24 protein-coding genes are annotated in these 26,142 nt (G+C 60.7%); 18 read left to right on the top strand and 6 right to left on the bottom strand.

Annotated features, from left to right (window positions below; all coding sequences use genetic code 11):
• Nucleotides 1-68: 68 nt before the first annotated feature.
• A complete protein-coding gene (locus tag QC815_RS04275; protein WP_230445630.1) occupies nt 69-758 on the bottom strand; it encodes a pirin family protein in 690 nt (229 codons plus the stop codon).
• A 249-nt stretch (nt 759-1,007) separates the two neighbouring features.
• Between QC815_RS04275 and trhO the strand changes: the two genes are divergently transcribed.
• From trhO to QC815_RS04245, 6 genes are all read left to right on the top strand, one after another.
• Nucleotides 1,008-1,961 carry an oxygen-dependent tRNA uridine(34) hydroxylase TrhO gene (trhO, locus tag QC815_RS04270; RefSeq protein ID WP_230445631.1) on the top strand — a complete coding sequence of 318 codons (954 nt, stop codon included), beginning with the start codon at nt 1,008-1,010 and terminating at the stop codon, nt 1,959-1,961.
• Between the two features lie 129 nt (nt 1,962-2,090).
• Entirely contained in the window at nt 2,091-2,918 is an 828-nt protein-coding gene (locus QC815_RS04265; RefSeq protein ID WP_309767132.1) for an IclR family transcriptional regulator domain-containing protein, read from the top strand.
• Nucleotides 2,915-3,343: a YqaA family protein gene (locus tag QC815_RS04260; protein WP_230445633.1), complete on the top strand. Its 429-nt coding sequence runs from the start codon at nt 2,915-2,917 to the stop codon at nt 3,341-3,343. The genes QC815_RS04265 and QC815_RS04260 overlap by 4 nt, the downstream gene beginning before the upstream one ends.
• 234 nt (nt 3,344-3,577) lie before the next feature.
• Nucleotides 3,578-5,956, top strand: a complete 2,379-nt coding sequence (ybiO, locus tag QC815_RS04255) for a mechanosensitive channel protein (protein WP_230445634.1) — start codon at nt 3,578-3,580, stop codon at nt 5,954-5,956.
• Nucleotides 5,957-6,043: 87 nt separating this feature from the next.
• Entirely contained in the window at nt 6,044-6,469 is a 426-nt protein-coding gene (locus tag QC815_RS04250; RefSeq protein ID WP_309767127.1) for a hypothetical protein, read from the top strand.
• A gap of 241 nt (nt 6,470-6,710) precedes the next feature.
• Nucleotides 6,711-7,031 carry a hypothetical protein gene (locus QC815_RS04245; RefSeq protein WP_309767126.1) on the top strand — a complete coding sequence of 107 codons (321 nt, stop codon included), beginning with the start codon at nt 6,711-6,713 and terminating at the stop codon, nt 7,029-7,031.
• Between the two features lie 298 nt (nt 7,032-7,329).
• Here the strand turns inward: QC815_RS04245 and QC815_RS04240 are convergent, their stop codons facing one another.
• Nucleotides 7,330-8,076 (bottom strand): SDR family oxidoreductase, encoded by a 747-nt coding sequence (locus QC815_RS04240; protein WP_230445637.1) that lies wholly within the window; start codon nt 8,074-8,076, stop codon nt 7,330-7,332.
• Nucleotides 8,077-8,235: 159 nt separating this feature from the next.
• Between QC815_RS04240 and folK the strand changes: the two genes are divergently transcribed.
• A complete protein-coding gene (folK, locus tag QC815_RS04235; protein ID WP_230445638.1) occupies nt 8,236-8,667 on the top strand; it encodes a 2-amino-4-hydroxy-6-hydroxymethyldihydropteridine diphosphokinase in 432 nt (143 codons plus the stop codon).
• A 148-nt stretch (nt 8,668-8,815) separates the two neighbouring features.
• Nucleotides 8,816-9,637, top strand: coding sequence for a flagellin N-terminal helical domain-containing protein (locus QC815_RS04230; protein ID WP_309767122.1), 822 nt, complete (start codon nt 8,816-8,818; stop codon nt 9,635-9,637).
• 4 nt (nt 9,638-9,641) lie between these two features.
• Here QC815_RS04230 and QC815_RS04225 read toward each other — a convergent pair whose 3' ends face one another.
• Both QC815_RS04225 and QC815_RS04220 read right to left on the bottom strand, forming a co-directional pair.
• Nucleotides 9,642-11,201 (bottom strand): BCCT family transporter, encoded by a 1,560-nt coding sequence (locus QC815_RS04225; protein ID WP_309767120.1) that lies wholly within the window; start codon nt 11,199-11,201, stop codon nt 9,642-9,644.
• A 239-nt stretch (nt 11,202-11,440) separates the two neighbouring features.
• Nucleotides 11,441-12,193: a DUF481 domain-containing protein gene (locus tag QC815_RS04220; RefSeq protein ID WP_230445641.1), complete on the bottom strand. Its 753-nt coding sequence runs from the start codon at nt 12,191-12,193 to the stop codon at nt 11,441-11,443.
• 118 nt (nt 12,194-12,311) lie between these two features.
• Here QC815_RS04220 and QC815_RS04215 point away from each other — a divergent pair, with 118 nt between their 5' ends.
• The 10 genes from QC815_RS04215 to urtE all read left to right on the top strand — a co-directional run bounded on the left by QC815_RS04215 (nt 12,312) and on the right by urtE (nt 24,030).
• Nucleotides 12,312-14,006: an ATP-binding protein gene (locus tag QC815_RS04215; RefSeq protein WP_230445642.1), complete on the top strand. Its 1,695-nt coding sequence runs from the start codon at nt 12,312-12,314 to the stop codon at nt 14,004-14,006.
• Between the two features lie 57 nt (nt 14,007-14,063).
• Complete coding sequence (locus QC815_RS04210; protein ID WP_230445643.1) at nt 14,064-14,795, top strand: response regulator; 732 nt, start codon at nt 14,064-14,066, stop codon at nt 14,793-14,795.
• A gap of 164 nt (nt 14,796-14,959) precedes the next feature.
• A complete protein-coding gene (locus QC815_RS04205; RefSeq protein ID WP_422828381.1) occupies nt 14,960-15,964 on the top strand; it encodes a Bug family tripartite tricarboxylate transporter substrate binding protein in 1,005 nt (334 codons plus the stop codon).
• Nucleotides 15,961-16,413, top strand: a complete 453-nt coding sequence (locus QC815_RS04200; protein WP_230445644.1) for a tripartite tricarboxylate transporter TctB family protein — start codon at nt 15,961-15,963, stop codon at nt 16,411-16,413. Before QC815_RS04205 ends, QC815_RS04200 begins: the two co-directional genes overlap by 4 nt.
• On the top strand, nt 16,413-17,939 hold the full coding sequence (locus QC815_RS04195) for a tripartite tricarboxylate transporter permease (RefSeq protein ID WP_230445645.1): 1,527 nt from the start codon (nt 16,413-16,415) through the stop codon (nt 17,937-17,939). The genes QC815_RS04200 and QC815_RS04195 overlap by 1 nt, the downstream gene beginning before the upstream one ends.
• Before the next feature lie 350 nt (nt 17,940-18,289).
• Nucleotides 18,290-19,633: an urea ABC transporter substrate-binding protein gene (gene urtA, locus QC815_RS04190; protein ID WP_309767110.1), complete on the top strand. Its 1,344-nt coding sequence runs from the start codon at nt 18,290-18,292 to the stop codon at nt 19,631-19,633.
• A 115-nt stretch (nt 19,634-19,748) separates the two neighbouring features.
• Complete coding sequence (gene urtB, locus QC815_RS04185) at nt 19,749-21,362, top strand: urea ABC transporter permease subunit UrtB (protein WP_422828378.1); 1,614 nt, start codon at nt 19,749-19,751, stop codon at nt 21,360-21,362.
• Between the two features lie 6 nt (nt 21,363-21,368).
• Nucleotides 21,369-22,493 carry an urea ABC transporter permease subunit UrtC gene (urtC, locus tag QC815_RS04180; RefSeq protein WP_230445647.1) on the top strand — a complete coding sequence of 375 codons (1,125 nt, stop codon included), beginning with the start codon at nt 21,369-21,371 and terminating at the stop codon, nt 22,491-22,493.
• Nucleotides 22,490-23,323 carry an urea ABC transporter ATP-binding protein UrtD gene (gene urtD, locus QC815_RS04175; RefSeq protein WP_230445648.1) on the top strand — a complete coding sequence of 278 codons (834 nt, stop codon included), beginning with the start codon at nt 22,490-22,492 and terminating at the stop codon, nt 23,321-23,323. Before urtC ends, urtD begins: the two co-directional genes overlap by 4 nt.
• Nucleotides 23,323-24,030, top strand: a complete 708-nt coding sequence (gene urtE, locus QC815_RS04170) for an urea ABC transporter ATP-binding subunit UrtE (RefSeq protein ID WP_309767107.1) — start codon at nt 23,323-23,325, stop codon at nt 24,028-24,030. The genes urtD and urtE overlap by 1 nt, the downstream gene beginning before the upstream one ends.
• 97 nt (nt 24,031-24,127) lie before the next feature.
• Here the strand turns inward: urtE and QC815_RS04165 are convergent, their stop codons facing one another.
• Both QC815_RS04165 and QC815_RS04160 read right to left on the bottom strand, forming a co-directional pair.
• The gene (locus tag QC815_RS04165; RefSeq protein ID WP_230445650.1) at nt 24,128-25,039 is read right to left on the bottom strand and encodes a metal ABC transporter permease; all 912 of its coding nucleotides are present in this window, start codon (nt 25,037-25,039) and stop codon (nt 24,128-24,130) included.
• Complete coding sequence (locus QC815_RS04160; protein WP_309767104.1) at nt 25,036-26,142, bottom strand: metal ABC transporter permease; 1,107 nt, start codon at nt 26,140-26,142, stop codon at nt 25,036-25,038. Before QC815_RS04160 ends, QC815_RS04165 begins: the two co-directional genes overlap by 4 nt.

The following is a 26,142-nucleotide window of genomic DNA, read 5'->3' as shown; positions in this document are numbered from 1 at the left end:
GAACCCATCCATGGGCACTACATTCGCCATTCATGGCGAATAACCCCCGCTACGGGTTGTTCTGATCTTCAGGCCAAATCAAACAGCAGTACTTCCCCCGTCGCCTTGCCGGTGAGATTGATTGCCTCGTCCGGTGAGAACGCCGCCGCATCGCCGGCGCCCAGCGTCTCGCCATTAACCTCCATTTCGCCGTTCACCACGTGCAGCCAGGCATGACGGGTGGGCGGGGTGACGGCGTGGTCGCCCGGACCGAACAGTCCCGCGTAAAGGTTGACGTCCTGATTGACGCTGACCGAGTCGTCCCGGCCGTCCTGCGAGGCCACTAGGCGCCATTGGCCCTGGCGCTCGGCGGGTGGAAAATGCTTTTGCTCGTAGCCGGGGGCGATACCGCGCGTTGCAGGCTCGATCCAGATCTGAAGGAAGTGCAGGCCGTTTTCCTTGGAATGGTTGAACTCGCTGTGCAGCACCCCGGTGCCCGCCGACATGCGCTGCACATCGCCCGGGCGCATGACCTCACCGTTGCCCATGTTGTCCTGGTGGGCCATTTCGCCTTCCAGCACGTAGGAAATGATCTCCATATCCCGGTGGGGGTGAGCGCCAAAGCCATGGCCCGCCGTGACGCGGTCTTCGTTGATCACGCGCAGCGCGCGAAACCCCATGTGGTTGGGATCCATGTAGTTGGCAAAAGAAAACGTATGGTAGGAACGCAGCCAGCCGTGGTCGGCGTAGCCCCGCTCGTTGGCACGGCGAAGTTTCATCGAGTGCTCCTTGCGCGTTAAGCGTGTCAGTCAAAGATGGCATCCAATATACGCCGCCTGCGTCGCCCGTGGGGTGAAGGTTTCTCAATGATCGCGTCGAATAAATCGACGTATCCGCGCCGTGATTCCATGACCTGGGTCAAGCAGCCGGCACCGTGCGGGCCGCGCGCTGGGCGCGGCTTTTTGCTATCATATGGCCGCTTATTCACCTGGTCCGCCTTTTACGGGGGCGACTACCTGGAGTCTGTCATGTCAGTACCTACCTCATCGCCGCGCATTGTGGTCGCGGCGCTCTACAAATTTGTCACCCTGAACGACTTTGAAGCCCTGCGCGAGCCGCTGCGCCAGACCATGCTGGATAATGGCGTGAAAGGCACCCTGCTGCTGGCCAAAGAGGGCATCAACGGCACGGTAGCGGGCACCCGCGAGGGCATTGATGCCCTGCTCGCCTGGCTGACCGCCGACCCCCGCCTCGCCGATATCGACCATAAAGAATCGTTCTGCGACGAGCCGCCGTTTTACCGCACCAAGGTGAAGCTGAAAAAAGAGATCGTTACTCTGGGCGTACCCGATATCGACCCCAACGACACCGTGGGCACCTACGTCGAGCCCGAACAATGGAACGACATTATTGCCGACCCGGAAGTGCTGGTGATCGATACGCGCAACGACTACGAAGTGGAGATCGGCAGTTTCGAAGGCGCGGTTGACCCTAAAACCACTACCTTCCGCGAATTTCCTGAGTACGTACGCGAGCACTACGACCCGCAAAAGCACAAGAAAGTGGCGATGTTCTGCACCGGCGGCATCCGCTGTGAAAAAGCCTCCAGCTTCATGCTCAAGGAAGGCTTTGACGAGGTCTATCACCTCAAGGGCGGCGTGCTGAACTACCTGGAGAAAGTCCCCGAGGAGCAGTCGCTGTGGCGCGGCGAGTGCTTCGTGTTCGATAACCGGGTCACGGTGCGCCACGATCTGAGCGAAGGCGAATTCGAGCAGTGCCACGCCTGCCGGCGGCCAATTTCCGCCGAGGACATGCGGTCCGCCGCCTATGAGCCGGGTATCAGCTGCCCCCACTGCATCGACTCGCTGCCCGAGAAAACCCGCGCCGCCGCGCGCGAGCGCCAGCGCCAGATCGACCTGGCCAAGGCCCGCGGCGAGCCCCATCCGCTGGGCCGTGACATGCGTAAAGCGTCGTCGAGTTAAGCGCCTGGCGGCAACTCTTGGGTGATGGAATTCGTTTCCGTAAACGCGACAGGTGGGGCCCAAGCACGTTATCCTGCGTTTTTTGCGCCTTCATAAGCGTCTTTGGGAGCGTGTTAAGGAGAATGTGCGGTGAGTGACGTAAAGCGCAGAACCGTGGGTCGCCCGGCCAGCACCGCGAAAGCGGGCGGCGGACACAGCCAGTCGTTGGTGCGGGGACTGAACCTGCTGGAATACCTGGCGAGCAGCCCCGAGGGCCTGGCGCTATCGTCGCTGGCGGAGATGGCCGACCTCGCGCCGTCCACCACTCACCGCCTGCTGCAGGCCCTGCAGAGCCAGGGCTTTGTCAGCCAGGAAAACGAGCAGGGGCTGTGGCGCATCGACGTCAAGACCTTCCGCATCGGCAATAGCTTCCTCGAAGCCCGCGATGTGGTCGCCACCAGCCGCCCGTTCCTGCGTCGCCTGACCGCCGAGACCGGCGAAACCGCCAATCTGGGTATCCGCGACGCCGATACGGCGGTATTTCTGGCCCAGCACGAGTCACCGCAGATGATGCGCATGATCACCCGACTGGGCTCGCGGGCGCCGCTGCACGCCTCGGGCGTGGGCAAGGCCCTGCTCGCCTGGATGCCCGAGGACGATCGTGCCCAGCTGCTCGCCCGGGGTGAACTGGCCCGGGTGACCGACAATACCCTCTATCAGCCCGATACCCTGCTTGGCGAGATGCGGCATATTCGCGACCAGGGGTTTGCCTGCGACCGCGAAGAACACGCCATTGGTCTGCATTGCGTGGCAGCCTGCGTCCACGATGAGCATGGTCTGCCGCTGGCCGCCATTTCGGTCTCCGGCCCGGTGGCGCGGATTCCTGAATCGCGCCTGCTTGAACTGGGGGCGCTGGTCCGCCAGGTGGCGGACGAGATTACCCTGCAGTTGGGTGGGCAGCTCAACGGACCCGCATGATCAGCCTTTTCTGGGTTGCGCTGCTCAGCGCCACGCTGCTGCCCGGCAGTTCGGAAGTATGGCTGGCGCGGCAATGGTGTCTGGATCAGCCGGCCCTGACGCTATGGGCGGTGGCGACGGCGGGCAACACCCTGGGGAGTCTGGTCAATGTGGCGCTGGGCCGCTATGCACGGCGCTTCCAGGATCGTCGCTGGTTTCCCGCTTCGGCCGCGCAGCTGGCCCGTGCCGAGCGCTGGTACCAACGCGTGGGTGAAGCCAGTCTGCTGCTTTCCTGGCTGCCGATCATCGGTGATCCGCTGACCGTCATGGCCGGCGTGCTGCGCCTTGCCTGGTGGCGTGCGCTGGCCTGGATCGTCGTTGCCAAAGGCGCGCGCTACGCGCTGATCCTCGTTTTGGCATCGTCATGGCTGGGGCCCTATTGTTAGTCATCTCGGTACAGCCTTGTGCCCTGTGGGCTAAGCCAATCACGTTGTGCTAAGCAACGGCCTGTATAAACTTGTTAGTTTACAACGCGGCCCTGTCCTCTTTTCCCCGCTCATCATGTTAGGCTGAACACCTTGTACAATGCTTACATGATCAGGCGTGTTGATTGTCGGGTGCATAAATAAGTGCAGTCGTTAGATTGACCAGACGACTCACCATCAAAGGGAGATTTCGGTGTGACGCCACTACGTTTACTATCCTGGCTCGGTGTTTGGCTGATAGCGCTGTTTGCGCTATTTGCCGCGCCGGCGTTCGCGCAAAGCAGCGCGGATAGCGGCAACGGGGACGAGGCGGCTGAGCCGCCGACCTACGAATCCCTGGCCAACCTGCTCGAAGACGATCAGGCCCGCCAGGAACTCATCGATCTGTTGAGGCGCCAGGCCTCGGCAGTATCCGAGCCAGGCGAGCTGTCCGCAGGGGGCGCCGAGGGCAGCGACATGGCGGCTGAGGACGTCTCGCTGCCCCGCCAGCTGGCCGAGCTGACCAGTAGCGTGGTCGACGACGTCGGCGGCCAGTTCGAACAGGTGGCGCTGCTGGTTCGCGACCTGTTCACCGGGCAAGGCGAAAGCAACTTCGACATGTCGGCGTTCGTCACCGCCGCAATCAACCTGGGCATCGTGATTGCTGCGACTTTCGCCATGTTCATGGTGTTCCGCCGCGTTGCCAAGCCGCTGTTTACCAAGATCAGCGGCTGGTCGCAGCACGGCGCGGGCATGACCCCGGTGCTGCGCCTGGTGGTGAGCGTTGCATTGGCGGCAGTGATCGACGTGTTGCTGGTGGGGCTGGCCTACGTGGGCGGCAACCTCATCGCTACCTTCGCGGTGGGCGAGTCTGGGGATCTGTCGACCCGCGCATCGCTGTTCCTCAACGCCTTCCTGGTCATCGAACTGCTCAAAGCCGCCGTCAGGATGCTGTTCTCATCGCGCTATGAGGGGCTGCGCCTGCTGCCGATTTCGGCCGTGGAGGCCTCGTACTGGAACCGCTGGCTCGCACGCCTGATCGGCATGGTCGGCTATGGCCTGATGGTGGTGGTGCCGCTGGTCAACTTTTACGTTTCGGCGGCCGTGGGTCAGGTGCTGGGGCTGTTGATCATGCTCCTCGCCTTCATCTACGCCGTTGCGGTGGTGCTGAAAAATCGCGTGCGGCTGCGCGACAATCTGAACGCGATCGGGGCCCGTTCGACGCTGGCGGCCAGCCGGGTATCGCTGCAGCTGTTTGCGCGCACCTGGCACCTGTTCGCGCTGTTTTACTTCCTGATGGTGTTTGTTCTGACCCTGGTGCGCCCCGGTGACGCGCTGCCGTTTGTGCTGTTTGCCACGCTGGAAACGCTGGCTGCGGTAGTGGTGGGGCTGCTGGTGTCCTCCTTCATCACCCAGACCATCGGCCGTCGCATTCAGCTGTCGCCCGATCTGCGCCACAAGCTGCCCATGCTCGAGAAGCGCCTCAACCGCTACGTGCCCAACGCGCTGCGTATTCTGCGCACGGTGATCGTGGTGGCGGTGATCATGGTGGTGCTGGATGCCTGGGGCGCCTTTGACCTGGCCGCCTGGTATGCCTCCGAAGCCGGATCCGGCCTCATCAGCAAGCTGATCAGTGTTGCCATTATCCTGATCGTTGCTATCGGCGCATGGCTGGGGCTGGCCAGCCTGATCGAGCACAAGCTCAACCCGGACACCGGTGTGGGCGAACCCACCGCGCGGGCAAAAACGTTGCTCAGCCTGTTCCGCAATGCGCTGGCGATTGCCATGGTGACGATTACCGGCATGATCGTGCTGTCGGAAATCGGCATCAATATCGGCCCGCTGATTGCCGGTGCCGGTGTGCTGGGTCTGGCGATTGGTTTTGGTGCACAAAAACTGGTGCAGGATGTCATCACCGGCGTCTTCATCCAGGTAGAAAACGCCATGAATACCGGCGATGTAGTGACCGTGGGTGGTATTACCGGCACAGCGGAAAAGCTCAGCATTCGCTCGGTGGGTATCCGTGACCTCAGCGGCACCTTCCATATCGTGCCGTTCTCGAGCGTCGACACGGTCTCGAACTACATGCGCGAGTTCGGTAACCACGTGGGCGAATACGGGATTGCCTACCGTGAGAGCATCGACGAAGCCATCGAACAGCTCAAGTTGGCCTTTGAAGACCTCAAAGCCAGCGAAGAGCATGGTCAGAAACTGCTGGAAGACATGACCGTTGCCGGTGTCATCGCGCTGGCAGACAACTCGGTCAATATCCGGGTGGTGATCAAGACCACGCCGGGTGATCAGTGGTCCGTCGGGCGGGCGTACAACCGCCTCGTCAAGCTACGCTTCGACGAAGCCGGTATCGAGATTCCCTTCCCGCATACCACGCTCTACTTCGGCGAAAACAAGGACGGCACGGCGCCGCCGGCCAACGTGCGGGTTATCGACTCCACCGCCGAGGAAAGAGGCGGCAAGCCAACGCGGCAGGACGCTGGGGAACAGCAGCCAGCCTCTCATCAGGATGTGCAGCAAGCGTCGGACTCGGATCACATCAAGCCCGACCACGACGACGTTGATACGCCTGACGGGCGCTAAACGCTGCATCGTAATACGTAAAGGGGCTGCCATCGGGCAGCCCCTTTGCTTTGTACAGGAAGTTGCTGTGTTGGAAAGCGCACTTGAGTGGCGACGCCAACAAGCGGCCCGGCAGCAACAGATGCTCGACGCACGGGAAGCCGAACGGCAGCAATGACGCTGAACTTGCGCAACTTTTTTAGCTCCATTAATCTGTACATTATCAATGCACACATCACAGCATCTTTTTTCAGTAAATTGGAAATGGCTACTGAGATGTATGAAGCACTTTCGTACATTCCGTATGTTAGTGAAATTAGGAGCAAAACCATGAAATCTCACTACAAGATTCCGCGCACTGTGCTTGCGGCTGGTAGTGTCATGGATATCTGGCCAACAGGTGATTACTCGCAGCACATGCCGAAAGGTACCGCTCAGGATCGTATTGGCCAACACTGGGCCAATGCTGGCTCTCATCTGTATAAAGCGGTAAGCGATTATCAGAAGCGTGTACAGCATGCCGGATTAGCCTGATAAACACGAAGCAGTCGGTAGCCATTCCGACACTAATAAGCACGTTGAACTAGCAGATGGGGAGCTTGAATCCGACTCTGAGCTTGATCGCCTTGTTGCTAAACTTGAACGAGGCAACCTGACTCAAGAGCAACAGCAGGAGCTCTCTAGACATCTACAAATCGAGCCAGCAAGAGAGCAGCACCTACATCAACGTGTCAGGCAAACAAGCTTCAGTGGCCCGTTGCCTCATCCAGACATCTTGAATCAGTTCGATGAAGAAACCCGCAAAGCCATCGTTCAGATGGCAGTTGATGATCAGAAACACGTTCACGAAATGAATAAAACTGGCCTTTCCGGTAGTATTTTAAAGGATCGCCGAGGCCAGTTGTGTGGTGTCACCATCGCGCTTGTTGGGTTGATTGCAGCAGTTCTGATCGCTCCCTACAGTGCTTTTGCAGCGGGAATCATTGGTACTCTCGATTTATTTGGCATGGTGGCGCTATTTGTAGCTCCTCGCGTGCTTGAGGGGCGACGTAACAAAAAAGCCGTTGAAGATGATGCGTCACAAGACGCTGAGTAGATAATTAAATTGTCCGTTTTTAAAGCCCCGTTTTGACGGGGCTTTTTGCTTTGTGCGCCAAGTATGGCGCGTAGCGCCTTGATCGACGCTGTTTCTGGGAGTGAAAGTCCCCTGCACGTCCGGCCAGGGGAAGTGCCGTATCAATGAATATACCGCCGCTTACGGGGCCTGATCTGGCGGCAAAGGGCGATGCCCCTGGCAGCCTGCCAGGGGCATCCGGGAGCAGCACACATGAACCGAGTCCTGCCTAGAAAATGACTCAATCACCAGGGACTGCTCTCGGTACTCGATAAGGGTATTAACCGGGATAGTTTTCCGAGTGGCGGCCCACCAGGTTGATCGATTCGCCGCCATCGACGTACAGAATCTGTCCGGCCACAAAGTCGTTAGTGAGCAGGTAATGGAGTGCCTGCACCAGGTGATCCGGTGCGCCCTGATGGTCGACCGGGATGCCCTCGATCCGCCAGTCGATATAGTCGCTGGTGCGCTGAGAGGCGGGCAGTACCACGCCGGGGGCAATGCCGTTCACGCGGATACGTGGCGCAAACTCAAGCGCCGCCATGCGCGTCATTTCCGCGAGGCTCTTCTTGGACAGCAGGTAGGCCGCGTAGGGGTACTGGTGATAGGCCACCTTGTTGTCGATGATGTTGATCACCTGGCCCGATTCCACCGCGTTGGCGAAATGCCGGGTCAACAGCAGTGGCGTAAACAGATTGACCCTGAACTGGGTTTCCAGCATGGCCAGGTCAGTCTCGGCGAGCGGCGCGGGTGCGTACGCCGACGCGCTGTTGAGCAGCACGCTCAGCTGCGGGAAGCGCTGGGTGACCTGCTCGATCAGCTGACCGACGTCGTCTTGCAGAAAATCGCAGGCAAACAGCTCACATGCTCGACCCTGAGCGCGAATGCCCTCGGCGACCACCTCGGCTTCCTCGCGGGAGCGGTTGACGTGTAGCGCGATATCGTAGCCTGCGGCGGCCAGCGATTCAGCGAAATGGCGTCCCAGGCGGGTCGCGCCGCCGGTGACCAGTGCTGCCGGTGTACTCATTGAAACGATCCTCATCGTGATACGGTGGTCAAAGGTTTGGAATCATAACGACTGTCTGCGTGAGGGCAGCGTTTGTCAATAAATTGTACAGCACTTGCACAAGTAGCGCAGGGCGTTAGGCTAATGTCTCACCAGTGCCCCGCTCAAGGATAGCTCGCCATGTCTCTGCACCCTTTATACGCCCAGCCCGACACCTCGCTCAATGAATGCGTGATTTCACTGGGCTCGAACATCGAGCCCGAGCGGCACGCCGCCGAGGCGCTCGACATACTGGACAACGAGTGCGAACTGGTGGGGCGCTCCCGGGAGATCGTCACGACGCCGGTCGGCTATCAGCAGCAGCCCAACTTTCTCAATGCTGCCCTTTTGGTGCGCACGCGTCTGACGATGAGCGACTTTCGCGCTTATCTGAAAGACGTCGAAGACCGGCTGGGTCGGGTGCGTGGGCCGATCAAGTCGGGACCGCGCACCATGGACCTTGATATCGTGGCCTGGAACGGCGAGCTGGTGGACGACGGCTATCTCCATCAGGATTACGTCCGCGTGCCGGTGGACGAGCTGCTGGCGGCCACCGGACGCGCTTCTGCCTAAGCGTCGGTTGATGAAGCTGCTTTGCCGGATGACGATATATTTCCAGCGTAAGACTTGAGGTTTTCGGCGTTCAGCCGATAACAATATGACTGCCTGTTGGGCTGCGTTCAGCGACGCCGGCAAAAGGGCAGCTCTACGAGGAACCACCGTGATCAGTCTTGCGACCAACCTGACGTCGTTGCTGGTAATCAACAATCTGCGCGCGAGCCAGCAGTCGATGCAAACGGCCATGCAGCGCCTGTCCTCCGGCTTGCGCATCAACAGCGCCAAGGATGACCCGGCGGGGCAGGCCATTGCCAATCGCATGGACGCGCAGGTGCGCGGTATGAATCAGGCGATTCGCAACACCAACGACGGCATTTCAATGGTGCAAACGGCTGAAGGTGCGCTCGATGTCATCAATGACAGCCTGCAGCGCATTCGCGAGCTCAGCGTCCAGGCCGCCAACGGCACTAACTCCCCAAGCGACCTTGAATCCATTCAGACCGAGATCGATCAGCGTTTGGAAGAAATCGACCGGGTGGCCGAGCAAAGCAATTTCAACGGCATCGGGCTGGTCGACAGCGATAAATCGCTCAATATTCAGGTGGGCGCGAACGCAGGGGACAGCATTGCGGTGCGTCTTGAAGGCATGGGCGTTCAGGCACTAGGGCTTGAGAACTTCAGTGTGCTCGATGATGCCAGCGCTACCGACAGCCCGCTGGCCGCGATGGATGACGCCATCAAGCGCATTGATCGTCAGCGTAGCTACCTAGGCGCCGTGCAGAATCGCTTCGAGAGCGTCATTGATGGCCTCAATAACAGCATTATCAACACCTCTGCCGCCCAGTCGCGCATTCAGGATGCCGACTATGCAAGAGAAGTGTCCAATCTGCTGCGCGCGCAGCTGCTGCAGCAGGTGGGCATTCGTATGCTTGCCCAGGCCAACCAGCAGCCGCAGCTGGTGCTGCGGCTACTGGAAGGGCGCTAAGCGGTTACTGGATGATGCCCTGCTCCCTGGCCATGGCGTACGCCGCCTGAGGGCCGTTCCACAGCGTGGGCAGCAATATCAACGACACCGGGATCGCGGTGATCACGATAAACTGCTGAAGCGCGCTGATCTGCCCGGCGCCCATGTTCAGCAGTACCGCCGCCATCAGTGCCATGGCGATGCCCCAGAAAGCGCGCACATAGGGGCTTGGGTCGTCGTGACCGGCACCGACCACGGCAATGGCGTAGCTCATCGAGTCACCGGTAGTGGCCACGAAAATGGTGGTCAACAGCAGGATCGCCAGCGCCATCCAGGTGCCCCCGGGCAGCGCCTGGGCCACGGTCAAGGTTGCCACATCGAACTGGAAATTGTTCAGTGCCTCGGTCAGCTCGATGGCGCCGGTTAACTGGTAGTAAATGCCCGAACCGCCCAGCAGGGTAAACCACACTGAGGTGGCGATCGGCGCAATGACGGCCACGGCGATAATCATCTGGCGAATGGTACGGCCTCGGGAAATGCGCGCCACGAAGATCGCCATCAGCGGGGCGTAGCCGATGAACCAGGCAAAGAAGAACACCGTCCACCACTGCATCCACCAGTCCGGGGCGGTATCCGCGGTGGTGGTCGCCATGGTGAAGAACTCGCTCATGTAGGTGCCCAGCCCCGCCATATAGCTGTTGGCGAGAAACAGGGTGGGGCCGAATACAAAGATCACCGCGCCAATCGTCAGGGCGAGCATGACGTTGAATCGGCTGAGCAACTGAATGCCTTTGTGGATGCCGCTCATGGACGACAGCACATAGAGACCGCCCAGCGCCGCCAGAATGATCAGCTGGCCGGTATAGCCCTCCGGCAGGCCGAACAGTTCGTGCAACCCAAAGCTGACCTGGGTGGCGAGAAAGCCGATTGGTCCCACCGTGCCGGCCACCAGGGCAATCACGCAGCACGCGTCAATCACGCCGCCGAGCGGCCCACGCAGCAGGCGTTCGCCAAGTACCGGGTAGAGCAGCGTACGCGGCTGAAGCGGCTGGCCTTTCACATAATGCGCGTGGGCCAGCACGATCGCCGACAGCGACCCCAATACCGCCCAGGCCAGAAAGCCCCAGTGGTTGAACGACTGCGCCAAGGCGTTGGCGACGGCCTCCGGGGTACCCGCTTCGCTGTCGAACGCGGGCGGCGTGACCACAAAGTGATACACCGGCTCGCCGGCGGCAAAAAACACCCCGCCGCCCGCCAGCAGGGTGCACAGAATGATCGACAGCCACTTGAAGGTGCTCATTTCCGGCGCCTCCAGGTTGCCGATCCTGGCATTGGCGGCGGGGGTGAAGGCCAGGCCGATGGCAATGAAGAAGGTGGCGATCAACAGCAGTTGAAAGTAGGTGCCAAATACGCGGGCCGTCCAGGCAAAGCCGGTGCTGATGCTGCTGGCGACCAGGTCGACGTCGTAAAGCGAAAGGCCGATGAAGGCCACGATAAAGCCGACGCTGAGCAGTAGCACTAGAGGGTCGCCGAGGGCACGCAGGCCGCCGGGGCGCGATGGCACGTTTTGAGATGAGGACGTCATGAGGATCCGTTTTGAGGGTTGTGAAAGTATCGAGGCCAAACTAGCAGCTTGGCGCGTTGATAAAGTGAACGCAAAAAAAAGCGCCATTCAGGGAATGGCGCTAGGACAGGAAACTGTCCTTAGTATACGGCTTTCATAGACGAACGTCTAATGTCTGTGGTGCATGTTGGTGCAGTGATAGCGATACTGTTCACTATTAGAGCACGCAGGACGTTCTGGCCTAGCGTGGCCAGCCCCGGCTACCAGTGGTAGAGCAACGAGGCGCTGGTGGTGGTGTCGCTGCGTGTTTCGGCGTCCTCGGGGGGCTCGGAGTTGTGTTTGATCTCGTAGGAGAGGCGCAGCGACAGCTTTGAGTTAAGCCGCGCGGTCAGCGCCGTCAGTGAGCGTGAGGTCACGTTTTGCTGGGTATACTCCAGGGAGGCTTCCTGGCGGATATCGGCGTAGTCGGCAAACGACCAGCGGTAATCGAAGGCCGAGTAGGCGACCCCAAGCCGCTGGGTGCCATGCTCGCGTAGTCGGTCGTGGCGATAACCCGGCCCGGCTTCCAGGGACAGCGCGTGGTTGTCGTTATCCAATAGTTGGCGGCCGTAGCCGCCGATGGCCGTCAACTGCTGGTCGTAACCGGCAAAACGGTCCTTCTCCCAGCGGGCAAAGCCAAACAGGTAGTGGGGGCCGTTGAAGTCGAAGCGCTCGCGGGCGGCGGCGACGTACTGCTCGGCGCTGGTATCGCCTTCCTTGCTGACATGACGAACCTCGCCGCGCAGCGAGTGGGTCAAGTCGCCGGTCAGCCACTGCAGGCGGGCTTTGCCGATCAGAGTTTCGCTGTTGGTGTTGCCGGTCAGCTGGTTATAGCCCAGTTCGGCATCGCCGCTGAAAACCGGAGCATCTTCGGGCGGGGGCGCAGGTGCCAGGAAAGGGCTGGCCAAGCCAGGCGCGCACCAGAGCCCGCCCAGCACGATGACAATCCCTCTTGCCCAGCCGCTGGTCAACATACCGCTCTCCTGATGTAATAGCCCAAGGCTCGCCGATGGCCCGGTGTCAGGCGGCGAAGTTTAACGCCCTCCGCGCGGGCATGCCATAATGACGCCGTTACCGCTTGTGAGTGCCGTCATGCCTGCCCCTCGTCCCAAGACCCTCGCCGAGCTTCAGCGTTGGCGCCGTCTGCGTACACGCCGCCGCTGGTACAAACGCAGCTTCCGCCTCCAGGTCATGGTGCTGGTGGGGCTGCTGCTGGCGGGTATGCTGTTGGCCCAGGGCACCTACCTGAATCACCGCAAGGCCGAGATCATCAGTACGCAAATGGGCGAGCGGGCCCTGGCGGTGGCCAAGACGGTCGCGTCAATGCCCGAGCTGATCGATGCCTTTGACGACGAAAATCCCGCCAGTGTCATCCAGCCGATTGCCGAGCGTGTGCGACGTGAAACCGGCGCGCGGTACGTGGTGGTCGGCAATAACCAAAGCGTGCGCTATTCGCATCCGGTGCCCGAGCGTATCGGCCTGACCATGGTGGGCGGCGATAACGCTCGGGCCCTCGAGGAAGGGAAGTCGTATGTCTCCGAGGCGACCGGTACCCTGGGCACGGCCATGCGCGGCAAGACCCCGGTGCTCGACGAGGCGGGCAATATCATCGGTATTGTCTCGGTCGGCTTTATGCTCGACCGCGTGGAAATGGATATCGCGCGTTACAACAGCCTGGGCTGGGGGCTGGTCGCGTTGATGATCGTACTGGGATTTGCCGGTGCCTACTGGCTTTCCCAGCATCTCAAGCGCGTCATTCTGGGGCTGGAACCCTACGAAATTGCCCGCCTGGCAATGGAGAAAGAGGCCATCTTGCAGTCGATTCACGAAGGCATCCTGGCGGTCAATCGCGAAGGCCAGATTACCCTGGTCAACCAGCAGGCGCGGCGCTTTCTTGGCCTGGCCGATGCGCACATTTTGCTTGGTCAGCCGATTCGCGAGGTGGTGCCCAACTCGCGGCTGCTGGAAGTGCTCAAGAATGGGCAGCAGGAATTCGATGAGCAAATGTGGCTGGGCGACCACCCGGTGGTGGTCAACCGGGTGCCGATCATGCACGAAGGCGACATTGAGGGCGCGGTCGCGACCTTCCGCAGCCGCCGGGAGATTGTCGACCTTTCCCATGCGCTGACTCAGGCCAGCCGGGATGTGGATATGCTGCGTGCCCAGGCGCACGAGTTTTCCAACAAGCTGTATACCATTTCCGGCCTGCTCCAGCTCAAGCGCGTCGATGAAGCGCTCAAGCTGATCCATCAGGAAACCGAGCGGGCTCAGGCGCAGATGAGCTTCTTGATGCGCAGCGTGGCCGATACGGTGCTCAGCGGCACGCTGATGGGCAAGCTGACCCGCGCCCGTGAGCTCGGCGTCACCCTGGAGATCGACGAGCAAAGCTCGCTTGACTGCCCGTTAACGCCGACCGGCCAGGAGGTCATGATGAGTGTGGTCGGCAACCTGCTGGATAACGCCTGCCACGCCGCCCTTAACGGGCTGAATGACCCGCCCCGCGTGCGCCTGTTTTTTACTGACCTGGGTGAGCAGCTGTTGATCGAGGTCGAAGACAACGGCACCGGCGTGCCGCCTGAAAACGTCGACTCGATTTTCAGCGAAGGCTTCTCGACCAAGACAGGCCAGCATCAGGGCATTGGCCTGGCGTTGGTGGCGCGGCTGTGTCGTCAGCATGGCGGCACGGTTACGCTGGAAGACGGCGAGCTGGGCGGTGCCTGCTTTATCGCCGTACTGGATCGTTCGCTGTGTGCCCGCGGAGACCCGCCATCGCCAGTGGTAAGCTAAGCAGCCTGTGATTAACGAATAGTAATAATGACATTATCGCAGCAAAAAGGGAGCGTCATGTCGGCAAACGACTACGGTATTCTGGTGGTGGAGGACGACTTTCGCATTGCCGATATCCACCGCGCGTTTATCGAGCAGAGCGAAGGGTTCGAGGTGGTCGCCGTGGCCCGCAACGGGGCCGAAGCATGTGAGAAAATGGCCCGCCACGCCGCCGCCATTCAACTGGTGCTGCTGGATGCGTATCTGCCCGACGTGGAAGGCCTAGAGTTGCTCTGGGCGCTGCGTCGCGATTACGTTCAGGTGGATATCGTCATGGTAACCGCCGCGCGTGAAGTGGACACCATCAGCGAGGCACTGCGTGGCGGGGTATTTGACTACCTGATCAAACCCATCGAGGCCAGCCGCATGCAGCAGATGCTGGCGCGTTTCCGCCGCGAGCGGGCAGCCCTTGCCTGCCGCAACGAAATGAGCCAGGCCGAACTCGATCAGGTGCTGTCCCGCGCGCAGCCGGTGGACACGGGCCTGGCCAGCGGGCGAAGCTTGCCTAAAGGCATCGACCGTCTGACCTTACGCTCGGTGGTCGAAGCGCTCAAGGACGCCCGCCAGCCCCTGGCCGCCACCCAGGTAGCGCATGCCATGGGGGCCAGTCGCTCCACCGCGCGGCGCTATCTGGAATTTCTGGTATCGGTGCAAGTGGTCGACGCGGAATTGGGCTACGGTGATGTAGGTAGGCCCGAACGACGTTACCGTTTGCAGACGGATCCCAACGGGTGGCTGGAAGGCCTGTGAACAGGCGCTGTAAAGCGTTCGTGAACACAATGAGCAAAATGCTCACAATGCGCTTTTTGTGTTTTATGTTCACAAGCTTGTCGCCCGGGGCTGCATTCTTCTAACGTTCGCAGCGTGAAGCACCACGCATCACCACAATAATAGATCGACACGTGGAGAACGCTATGACTCGCAAGACTTCCCTTACATACGTCACTCTGATGGCCCTTCCTTTGGCGGCGATCAGCACCTTTTCCAGCACGGCCAGCGCTTTCGAACCCGAAGGCAAGGTCGAGTGCATCGCCCCGTCCGACCCTGGTGGCGGCTGGGATTTTACCTGCCGTAGCGTGGGTAACGTGATGCAGGAGCTGGATATCGTCCCGGCCAATGTGCAGACCGTCAATATGGCGGGTGCCGGCGGTGGTGTGGCCTTTGCTCATACCGTCAGCAAGCGCGCCGGCGATGATCATCTGCTGGTAGCGGCGTCAACGGCCACCACCACGCGTCTGGCCCAAGGGCAGTTTCCGGATTTGAACGCCGACCAGGTCAACTGGGTTGGCGCGCTTGGGGCCGACTACGGGATCATCGCCGTGGCCGATGACTCCGAGTTCGACGACCTCAACGACCTGATGGACTCGCTCAAGGAAGACCCGCGCAGCGTCAAGTTCGCCGGCGGTAGCGCCAAGGGCGGCTGGGACCATCTGAAAGTGCTGATTGCCGCTCAGGCGGCGGATGTCGAAGCACTGCCGCGCATCCCTTATCTGTCGTACAACAACGGCGGCGAAGCCTTGACCCAGGTGATCGGTGGGCACGTTGACGCCTTTACCGGCGATATCACCGAAGCCCAGGGGTTCATGGAGTCCGGCGACCTGCGTGTCCTCGCGGTGCTCTCCGAAGAGCGCCTGCCCGGCGATCTGTCTGATATCCCCACCGCTCGTGAGCAGGGCATCGATGCGTTGGGTCCCAACTGGCGCGGCTTCTATATGCCGAAGGATATCTCCGAAGAGGCTGAGACCTACTGGACCGACGCCATGGACACCATCTACGAGAGCGATGAGTGGAAAAACGTCATGACGCAGAACGGCTTGATGCCATTCCACATGACCGCCGGTGAGTTCGAAGACTTCGTGCTCAATCAAATCGACGAAATTGAGCAACTGTCCAAAGACATCGGGTTGATTCAGGAATGACCTTCAACGACCGCATCTTTGGGGTTCTGATGATCGTCCTGGCCGTGGCATACGGCTGGGGCGCGACTCAGTTCCCGGAGCCGTTTGGTGGGGCCGAGTCCGTCGGCCCCGATACGTTTCCCCTATTGCTGGCGGTGGTGCTGGTGCTTTCCAGCCTTTACATGATCGTGCGTCCGGACCCTGACCACGCGTGGCCCTGGAGCCGTACCGGTATCGAGCTGATCGTCGCCGTGGTGGTGTTGATCCTCTATGCTTTGCTGCTGCAGCCGTTAGGCTTCGTGATCAGTACGACGCTGGCCGTGGGCACGCTCTGCTGGCGCATGGGCGCGCGACCCCTCAACGCTTACCTCACCGGCGCCGTGTCCGGCGTGGTGGTGTACTTTCTATTCAGTTTTGCGCTGGATCTCGCCTTGCCGCTGGGCGTGCTGTCCTTCCTGGAGGTGAACTGATGGAAACGCTCGGTTTTCTGATGGACGGTTTTGGCGTGGCGCTTCAGCCCCATAACCTGATGTTCGCGCTCCTGGGGGCGTTTCTGGGCACCTTGATTGGCGCCTTGCCTGGGCTGGGCCCGGCCAACGGCGTGGCCATTCTTATTCCACTGGCGTTCAGCCTGGGGCTCGCCCCCGAAACCGCCCTGATCATGCTGACGTCAGTATACGCGGGTGCCATGTACGGCGGGCGTATCTCGTCGATTCTGCTCAATATTCCCGGCGATGAGCCGGCCATGATGACCTGCCTTGACGGCTATCCCATGGCCCAGAAGGGCAAGGCGGCCGAGGCGCTGGCCATTTCCGCGATTGCGTCCTTCATCGGTAGCCTGGTGGCCACCGTGGGTTTGATCCTGCTCGCGCCGCTGCTGGCCAATTTCGCCCTGACGTTTGGCCCGGCGGAATATTTCGCGCTCTTCCTGCTGGCGTTTGCCACCCTGGGCGGCATTACCGGCAAGAACCCGATCAAGACGGTGGTGGCCGCGTGTATCGGCCTGATGATCGCCACCGTGGGGATCGACAACACCGGAGTGCAGCGCTACACCTTCGGCGTGCTCGAGCTATACGAAGGCGTGGACTTCATCATCGCCATCGTCGGCCTGTTCGCCATTTCCGAGCTGATGTTCTTCATCGAAGACCGCGCCGGGGGGGGTAAGGAAAAGATGAAGGTCAACAAGCTCACCCTCACCTGGCGGGAAATTCGCGAGATTCTGCCTTCGAGTCTGCGGGGCGGCGTACTGGGCTTCATCGCAGGTGTTCTGCCGGGCGCCGGCGCGTCGCTGGGTAGCTTTATCGGCTATACCCTGGAAAAGAAGGTCGTCGGCAAGAAGGGCTATTTTGGCAAGGGTGACCCGCGCGGCGTGGCGGGTCCCGAGGCGGGCAACAACGGTGCCTCCAGCGGTGCCTTGGTGCCCATGCTGACCCTGGGCGTGCCGGGTAGCGGTACCACGGCGGTCCTTCTGGCGCTGTTGATCTCGCTCAACATTACCCCGGGGCCGTTGATGTTCACCCAGAACGCCGACATCGTCTGGGGCGTCATCGCGGCGCTGTTGATCGGTAACTTCCTGCTGCTGGTGCTCAACATCCCGCTGGTGGGGATCTTCGTCAAGCTGCTGTCGGTGCCCCCGATGTACCTGTTGCCGATTGTCACCATGATTGCCTTCGTGGGTATCTACTCGATCAGCAACACCACCTTCGATCTGTACTTCATGGTGGCCTTCGGGGTGGGCGGCTATATCCTGCGCAAGCTGGAGATACCGCTGGTGCCGGTCATTCTTGGCCTGCTGCTGGGGCCGGAGATGGAGAAGAACCTGCGCCATGCCATGGATATCTCCGACGGTGACTGGATGATTCTGTGGGACAGCGGCCTGGCCATAGGCCTGTGGGTCTTTGCCGGACTGGGCCTGATCCTGCCCTATATCATTGGCCCGCTGCTGCGCCGCCGGATGCAGAACCCCATTGAAGAAGGTACGCCTGGCAGCGATTGATCGCGACCGTAAGCAAGCCTGAAAGCGGGGCGCCGACGGCAGTCGGTGCCCCGTTTTTTATGGTCATGAATCAGAAAACAATGCTGCGCACTCGTGGTGCACTGAAGGGTATGGGTGCATTGTGAGCGCGCACGAATCGATGTCGTGTGCGTCATGGTAGTGCGTATGGGACGACGCAGGTTTTTTAGAATCAACTTAAGTAACTGATTATGCTTTTATAAGCCGTTTATGTGCCAATTTGGCGCAACCCTTGCAAAACACTTGTTGCTAGTGGACGTGTCCCGGCGCTTGGCGTTGGCACACGAGGCCAATAAACAAGCCCCCAGCATAAGGGGTGCAAGGAGATGCAAGTGACCACTTTCCTACGCAAGACACACCCGACAACCTCTCGACTGTTCACCACTGCTCTGCTCGGCGCCGCCGTGATGGGGGCCAGCGCTCAGACCTTCGCCCAGGAAGACGACCCGATCAAGGTCGGTATCCTGCACTCGCTGTCCGGCACCATGGCGATCAGCGAGACGGTGCTCAAGGACACCGTCGAGATGCTGATCGAGCAGCAGAACGAAGCCGGTGGCCTGCTGGGTCGCGAGATCGAGCCGGTGGTCGTCGACCCTGCCTCCGACTGGCCGCTGTTTGCCGAGCGCGCCCGTGAGCTGCTCGAACAGGAAGAGGTCGATGTCATCTTCGGCAACTGGACCTCGGTATCGCGCAAGTCGGTATTGCCGGTGGTTGAAGAACTCAATGGTTTGTTGTTCTACCCGGTGCAGTACGAAGGCGAAGAGTCCTCGGAAAACGTCTTCTACACCGGCGCCGCCCCCAACCAGCAGGCGATCCCGGCGGTCAACTACCTGCATGACCAGGTCGGCGTCGAGCGCTGGGTGCTGGCGGGTACCGACTACGTCTATCCGCGCACCACTAACCGCATCCTGGAAGCCTATCTGAAAGAAGAATTTGGCGTGGCCGACGAAGACATCATGGTCAACTACACGCCCTTTGGTCACTCCGACTGGCAGAACATCGTCTCGGAAATCGGCCGTTTCGGCAGCGAAGGCAAGAAAACCGCGGTGGTCTCCACCGTTAACGGCGATGCCAACGTGCCGTTCTACCGCGAGCTGGGGAACCAGGGTATCGATGCGGCCGATATTCCCGTCGTCGCCTTCTCGGTGGGCGAGCAGGAACTCACCGGGATCGATACCGGGCCGCTGGTCGGCCACCTGGCCGCCTGGAACTACTTCATGAGCGTGGATACCGACGCCAACTACGACTTCATCGACGCCTGGCTTGAGCATACCGGTGAAGACGACGCCGTGACCAACGACCCGATGGAAGCCCACTACATCGGCTTCAACATGTGGGTAGAAGCGGTTCAGAAAGCCGGTACCACCGATGTGGACGCGGTCAAAGATGCCATCATCGGCGTGACCGTGCCCAACCTGTCGGGCGGTTCGGCCGCGATGATGCCCAACCACCACATCACCAAGCCGGTGATGATCGGGGAAATTCAGGACAACGGCCAGTTCGCCGTGGTTTGGGAAACGCCATCTACCGTGGCGGGCGATGCCTGGTCGGACTACCTGCCCGGTTCGCGTGATTTGATCAGCGACTGGCGCAAGCCTATGGAATGCGGCAACTACAACGTGGCGGAAAACCGCTGCATGGGTAGCGATGCCGAAGAAGCGCTTGCCGAGGACTGATAGACCCGGGGCGGCGCAAGCCGCCCCATCGTTTCACCTCAACACCTTATTCATTCACCTGTGCGCTGGCCGATGAATGGCAGCGTGCAGGGCACGCCACTCAAAGGACTCACCCATGTGGATTCCTTGCTACGCCGTTACGACAAGGATCGTCACCTGCCTGCTGATGGGCCTGCTGAGCTGGCTGCCGATGACGGCGGCGGCCCAGCAACAGGACGGCCAGGCGTTACTCGAAGCGTTGGATACGCGCTCGTTCGACGATAAAGCCGCCGCCATCGACGCCATTATCGAAAGCGAGCAGTCGCGCGCAGATGTGTGGCTGCAGGCGTTGTTGGACAGTGACCTGCAGCGGCTGAAGGATGACGGGCGCTTTGTGATCGCGCTGGAAACGGCGGGTCTGGACGTCACTATTGAAGATGCGCTGACCGGCGAGGCGATGGGCGAGGTGAGTCGTCGCGACCTCGATCGTCTGACGATCAATAACGCACTTCGCAGCCAGTTGCGCTCGGCGATTTCGCTGGTCGAGCTTTATAACGGCGACGAGGACGCACGTCTTGACGCCGCCGAAGGGTTGATTGGCGACGTTGAGGAAGCCCAGGTCGAGCCGCTGACCAACCGACTCGACGAAGAGCCTTCGGCGGCCGTCCGCAATCGTTTGAACCAGGCGCTGGCGGTCTACCGCCTCAATCAGGGCGACGTGGACGCCGTCGAGGTGCTCGCAGGAAGCTTGAACAGCAACATTCGGGTGGCGTTGAGCCGCGCTGCCCAATCGGATGACCCGCTAGTGGTCGACGCTGCCACCGCCGCCCTGGCCGATATCGAGCAAAACCTTAAAATCAACCGCGCCGCCGAGACGCTCTACTTTGGCCTCTCGATGGGCTCGGTACTGGTACTGGCGGCCATTGGCCTGGCGATCACCTTCGGCGTGATGGGCGTGATCAACATGGCCCACGGCGAGCTGATCATGCTGGGGGCCTATACCACCTGGGCGATGCAGCAGCTGCTGCCCGGCCAGCCGGGGCTGGCGCTGATACTGGCGATTCCGGCCGGGTTCATGGTGTCGGCGCTGGCGGGGGTGGCGATCGAGCGCGGCGTGATTCAGTTTCTGAAAGGCCGCCCGCTGGAGACGTTGCTGGCCACGTTCGGGGTCAGTCTGATTCTCCAGCAGCTGGTACGCACGGTGATCTCGCCGCAAAACCGCACGGTGATTACCCCGGAGTGGATGAGCGGTTCGCTGGTGGTGAACGACGCCCTGTCGCTGACGCTCAACCGGATGTATGTGCTGGGTTTTGCGCTGGTGGTGTTTGCGGGCCTGATACTGATCATGCGCCACACGCGGCTGGGTCTTGAGGTCCGTGCGGTCACCCAGAACCGCGCCATGGCGCGTTCCATGGGCATTCGCGCGACGCGGGTCGATATCATGACCTTCGCGCTGGGGTCCGGCGTGGCCGGGCTTGCCGGTGTGGCACTCTCCCAGCTCACCAACGTTGGCCCCAACCTCGGCCAGAACTACATCATCGACTCCTTCATGGTGGTGGTGTTCGGCGGCGTAGGGAATCTCTGGGGCACGCTGGTGGCCGGCATGTCGCTGGGTATCATCAACCAGGTGCTGGAACCCTGGGCCGGGGCGGTCCTCGCCAAGATCATCGTGCTGGTATTTATCATTCTGTTCATTCAAAAGCGCCCCCGCGGACTCTTTCCGCAGAAAGGCCGGGCGGCGGAGGGGTAATCGACTATGTGGCTGACACGACCCTTCAACGAACGCTCGACGCAGATTTTCCTGCTCATCCTGATTGTGGCGGTCACTGCCGTGACGATACTGCACCTGGCCGTGCCTGAGGGGCATCCGCTTTACGTATCGGGCTACACGGTGGGGCTGCTGGGCAAGTATTTGACCTATGCGCTGCTGGCCGTCGCGGTGGACCTGGTGTGGGGCTATCTGGGCATTCTGAGCCTTGGGCACGGTGCGTTTTTTGCCATCGGCGGTTATGCCATGGGCATGTACCTGATGCGCCAGATCGGCGACCGCGGCACCTACGGCGACCCGATACTGCCCGACTTCATGGTATTTCTGAACTGGGACAGTCTGCCCTGGTACTGGCTCGGTTTCGATATGGCCTGGTTTGCCTTTGCCATGGTGTTGATAGCACCGGGGCTGCTGGCGCTGGTGTTCGGCTGGCTGGCTTTCCGCTCGCGGGTCACCGGGGTGTATCTGTCGATCATTACCCAGGCCATGACCTTTGCGCTGATGCTGGCGTTCTTCCGCAACGAGATGGGCTTTGGCGGCAATAACGGCCTCACCGATTTCCGCGAGCTGCTGGGCTTCGACCTGCGCAGCGAGGCCACCCGGCTAGGGCTGTTCATCGCCTCGGCGGTGGCCCTGGCGTTGGGCTACTGGCTGTGCCGCGCCATCGTGGGCAGCAAGCTTGGCCGGGTCTGCGTTGCCACCCGCGACGCCGAGGCGCGCACGCGCTTTCTTGGCTATCGGGTCGAGCGCTTCCAGCTGTTCGTGTTTGTTGTCTCCGCCATGCTGGCGGGGGTCGCCGGGGCGCTCTACGTGCCCCAGGTAGGGATTATCAATCCCAGCGAGTTCGACCCGATTTTCTCCATCGAGGTGGTCCTGTGGGTGGCGCTGGGTGGCCGCGCCTCGCTGTATGGCGCGGTCATCGGCGCGGTGCTGGTCAACTACGCCAAGACCGTGTTCACCGGCGTCATGCCCGATGCCTGGCTGTTCGCGCTGGGGGGGCTGTTTGTATTTGTCACGGTGTTCCTGCCCAAGGGGGTCGCCGGGCTGCTGGAGCGTCGTGCACGACGTCGAGACGATGCTGACGTAATGTCCGAAAAGGAGGCCACGGCATGAGTTTTTTCCAATCGCTGACCGAACGCGACCGGGTGTTCGACTTCATGACGCCCCAGTTATCGAAGGTGGACGTACGTCACGGGCCGATTCTCTACATGGAGGATGTCACCGTCAGCTTTGATGGCTTCAAGGCCATCAACAACCTTAACCTGACCATCGACGACGGCGAGCTGCGCTGCATTATCGGCCCCAACGGGGCCGGTAAAACCACCATGATGGATATCATCACCGGCAAGACGCGGCCCAACCAGGGCAGCGTATGGTTCGGCAGTCGGCACAACCTGTTACACATGAACGAGCCCGATATTGCCAGCCTGGGTATTGGCCGCAAGTTCCAGAAGCCCACGGTGTTCGAGGCGTTGACGGTATTTGAAAACCTGGAACTGGCGATGGCGGCGGATAAGCGTATTCTGCCCACGCTGACCGCGCGCATGACCGGCGAGATCAAGGACCGCATTGACGAAGTGCTGGAAACCATTGGCCTGACGGCGCTGCGTCATCAGCCCGCGGGGATTCTTTCCCATGGCCAGAAGCAGTGGCTGGAAATCGGCATGCTGCTGATGCAGCGCCCACGCTTATTGCTGGTAGACGAGCCCGTCGCCGGGATGACCGAGCAGGAAATGGAACGCACCGCCGAGTTGCTCACCGGCCTGGCGGGTAAGCAGTCGGTAGTGGTGGTCGAGCACGACATGGGCTTTGTGCGCTCGATTGCCCGTCAGGTGACTGTCCTGCATCAGGGCAGCGTGCTGGCGGAAGGCACCATGGATGAGGTGTCCATGGATCCCAACGTGGTCGAGGTTTACCTGGGCGCAGACGAGGAGGCCGCCTGATGCTGGCGATCGAGAAGCTCAATCAGTTTTACGGCGAAAGCCACACCCTCTGGGATCTCGATCTTGAGGTGCCCGCAGGCCAGTGCACCTGCGTGATGGGTCGCAACGGCGTGGGCAAAACCACGCTGCTGAAAGCCGTGATGGGCGAAGTGGCCGTCAAAGGTGGTGAGCTACGCTACACCGCCGACACCGGCGTGATTGAGCTGACTAAAAAAGCCGTTGAGGCGCGCTCGCGGTTGGGGATTGGCTACGTGCCCCAGGGGCGGCAGATCTTTCCGCTGCTGACCGTGGAGGAGAATCTGCGCACCGGCCTTGCCGCTCGCAGCGACGGGCTGAAGACAATCCCCGAGCGGGTCTATGAACTGTTCCCCGTGCTCAAGGAGATGAAACACCGCCGGGGCGGCGACCTTTCCGGCGGGCAACAGCAGCAGCTGGCCATTGGCCGTGCATTGGTGATTGAGCCCAAAATGCTGATTCTGGACGAGCCAGGGGAGGGCATTCAGCCCAATATCGTCGCTCAAATCGGCCAGGTGATCCGTCAGTTGATCAACGAGGATGGCCTAACGGTGCTGCTGGTGGAGCAGAAGCTGCCCTTTGCCCGTAAGTACGCCGACCGCTTTGTGATCATGGATCGCGGTCGCCAGGTGGCCAAAGGGGAAATCAGCGAGCTCTCCAATGAGCTGATCAAGCAGCATCTGACGGTGTAAGTTATCCACACCCGGTTACCGCCTGCCCGGCCAAGCGGCTGTCGAAAGGCGGTCGCTTTTTTGTGCGCGGATGAGCGGTGTTTCCAAAAGCTGGGCTTCAAATGCTGGGCGGCGGCGCCTGGCGTGCCCGTTGGCGTTTGACCCGTTGGGTAATCACGCCGTAGCGTGGCCCGGCCAGAAAGGCAAGCATCAGGAATACGCCGGTCATGACGGCCATCATGCCGCCAATGGAGACGTTGAGATACACGGCGAGGTAGTAGCCAGAAATACTCGAGGCGATAGAAATGAGCGCACCGATGATAAACATCATCCACAGCCGGTCGGTCAGCAAATAGGCGGCGGAGGCGGGCACAATGGCAAAGGCGATAAACAGCACCGCACCTACCGCATCAAAGGCCGCCACGGCAGTGGAACTAGTTAGCATCAGCAGCACATAGAAAAGAATCGAGGGCATAAAACCAAACGTTTTGGCCAGCGCCGGATCGAAGGTGGCCAGTTTTAGTTCCTTATAAAAGAGCCCGATAAACGCGTAGTTGAGCACCGTCATCACGCTCATCGATACCAGCGCCTGGGGGATGGGCAGGCCGAAGATGTCGAGGGTATCCAGCCAGACAAAACCGATCTCACCGAGCAGCACAGTATGCGTGTCGATATGCACATCATTGGCATAAATATTCAACAGCAGCACGCCGATAGAAAACAGCGCCGGGAAGACCAGGCCGATAGCGGTATCCTGCTTGACCCGTTTGGTGCTCGCCAAGGCTTCGGTGAGCAGCACGGTCAACAGGCCGGTGAGGGCGGCCCCGATCAGTTGTACCGGCCCGCTCTGTTGCTTGGTCAGCAGCCAGACGATGACGATGCCAAATACAATCGAATGGCTGATGGCGTCGGATAACATGCTGTTGCCGCGCAGCACTAAAAAGGTGCCCACCGCCGAGGAGGCGATGCCTACCATCGCGCCCACAAGCATAATGGGCAGGGCAGTGGTGGTCAGTAGCTCGGCTATCATGATGCTAATTCCTCAAAGGCCGCGACCACTCTTCTCGCCTCCGCCTGGCCCTGTGCCGTTAGCCCCCAGCCGCCGTCGCCTGGGGTGGCACCGCGCGGAGAGCGGGTTAGGTAGCCTTGCTGTTTAAGCTTGTTGAGCATCCTGCGTGAACCGAGTGTTGAAGGGGCGCATGAGGGATCGGCCGAGTGTTTATATAGCGCATACAGTAGCTGCTGTTTCTGCAGCGCTGACTTCTGGCGATAGTGCTTTATCACACCCCACAGCAGGCCACGGCCGGGCGCCAATGCCAACGATATAAGCACAATGACGGTGGCGGTAAGGACAATCAGCGGGCCGGTTGCCAGGCCCCGCGATAGGGTGCTGATGGTCGCCCCTGACACGCCACTGACAATGCCGACGCCTGCGGCGATGGTGAGCATGCCGCCCAGGTGGCGGCTCCACTGTCGCGCGGCGGCCGCGGGTGCCACGATCATGGCGGCCATCAAAATCACACCGACCATCTGCAGGCCGACGACGACCGCTAGCGCCACCATAGCGGTGAGCGATGCCTCGATCACGGTGATAGGCATGCCGAGCGTACGGGCGTACTCCGCATCAAAGGTGACCAGCTTGGCCTGTTTCCAGAACACGGCAAGCAACAGCAGCGTGACCAGCGTAATGCTGCCCATCACCCATAAATCGGAGCGCAGCGTCGCGGCGGCCTGGCCGAAAAGAAAGGCCTCAAGACCGCCCTGGGAGGCGTTGTTGGTGCTCTGGATATAGGTGAGCAGAACGATACCCATGGCAAAAAAGATACTCAGGCAGGCGCCCAGGGCTGCGTCCGTTTTCAGGCGGCTTAAGCGCGTCAGCATGAGCATGATCAGCGCGGCGGCGGAGCCGGTGATCAGTGAACCCATAATAATCCCGCCAATATCCCGGCTGCCGGTGATGATAAAGCTTAAACAGATGCCGGGAAGGGCGGCGTGGGAAATCGCGTCTCCCAGCAGGCTTTGGCGACGCAGCACCGCAAAACAGCCCAGCGGACCGCTGATCAGCCCCAGCAGCGAGGCGCCAATGACGACATTCTGAAAGGTGTAGTCAGATAAAAGCTCAAGCCACACCAT

Origin of the sequence: Vreelandella gomseomensis, from assembly GCF_031451645.1 — a bacterium.
Lineage (GTDB): Bacteria > Pseudomonadota > Gammaproteobacteria > Pseudomonadales > Halomonadaceae > Vreelandella > Vreelandella gomseomensis.
This window is presented reverse-complemented; position numbering and strand designations above follow the sequence as displayed.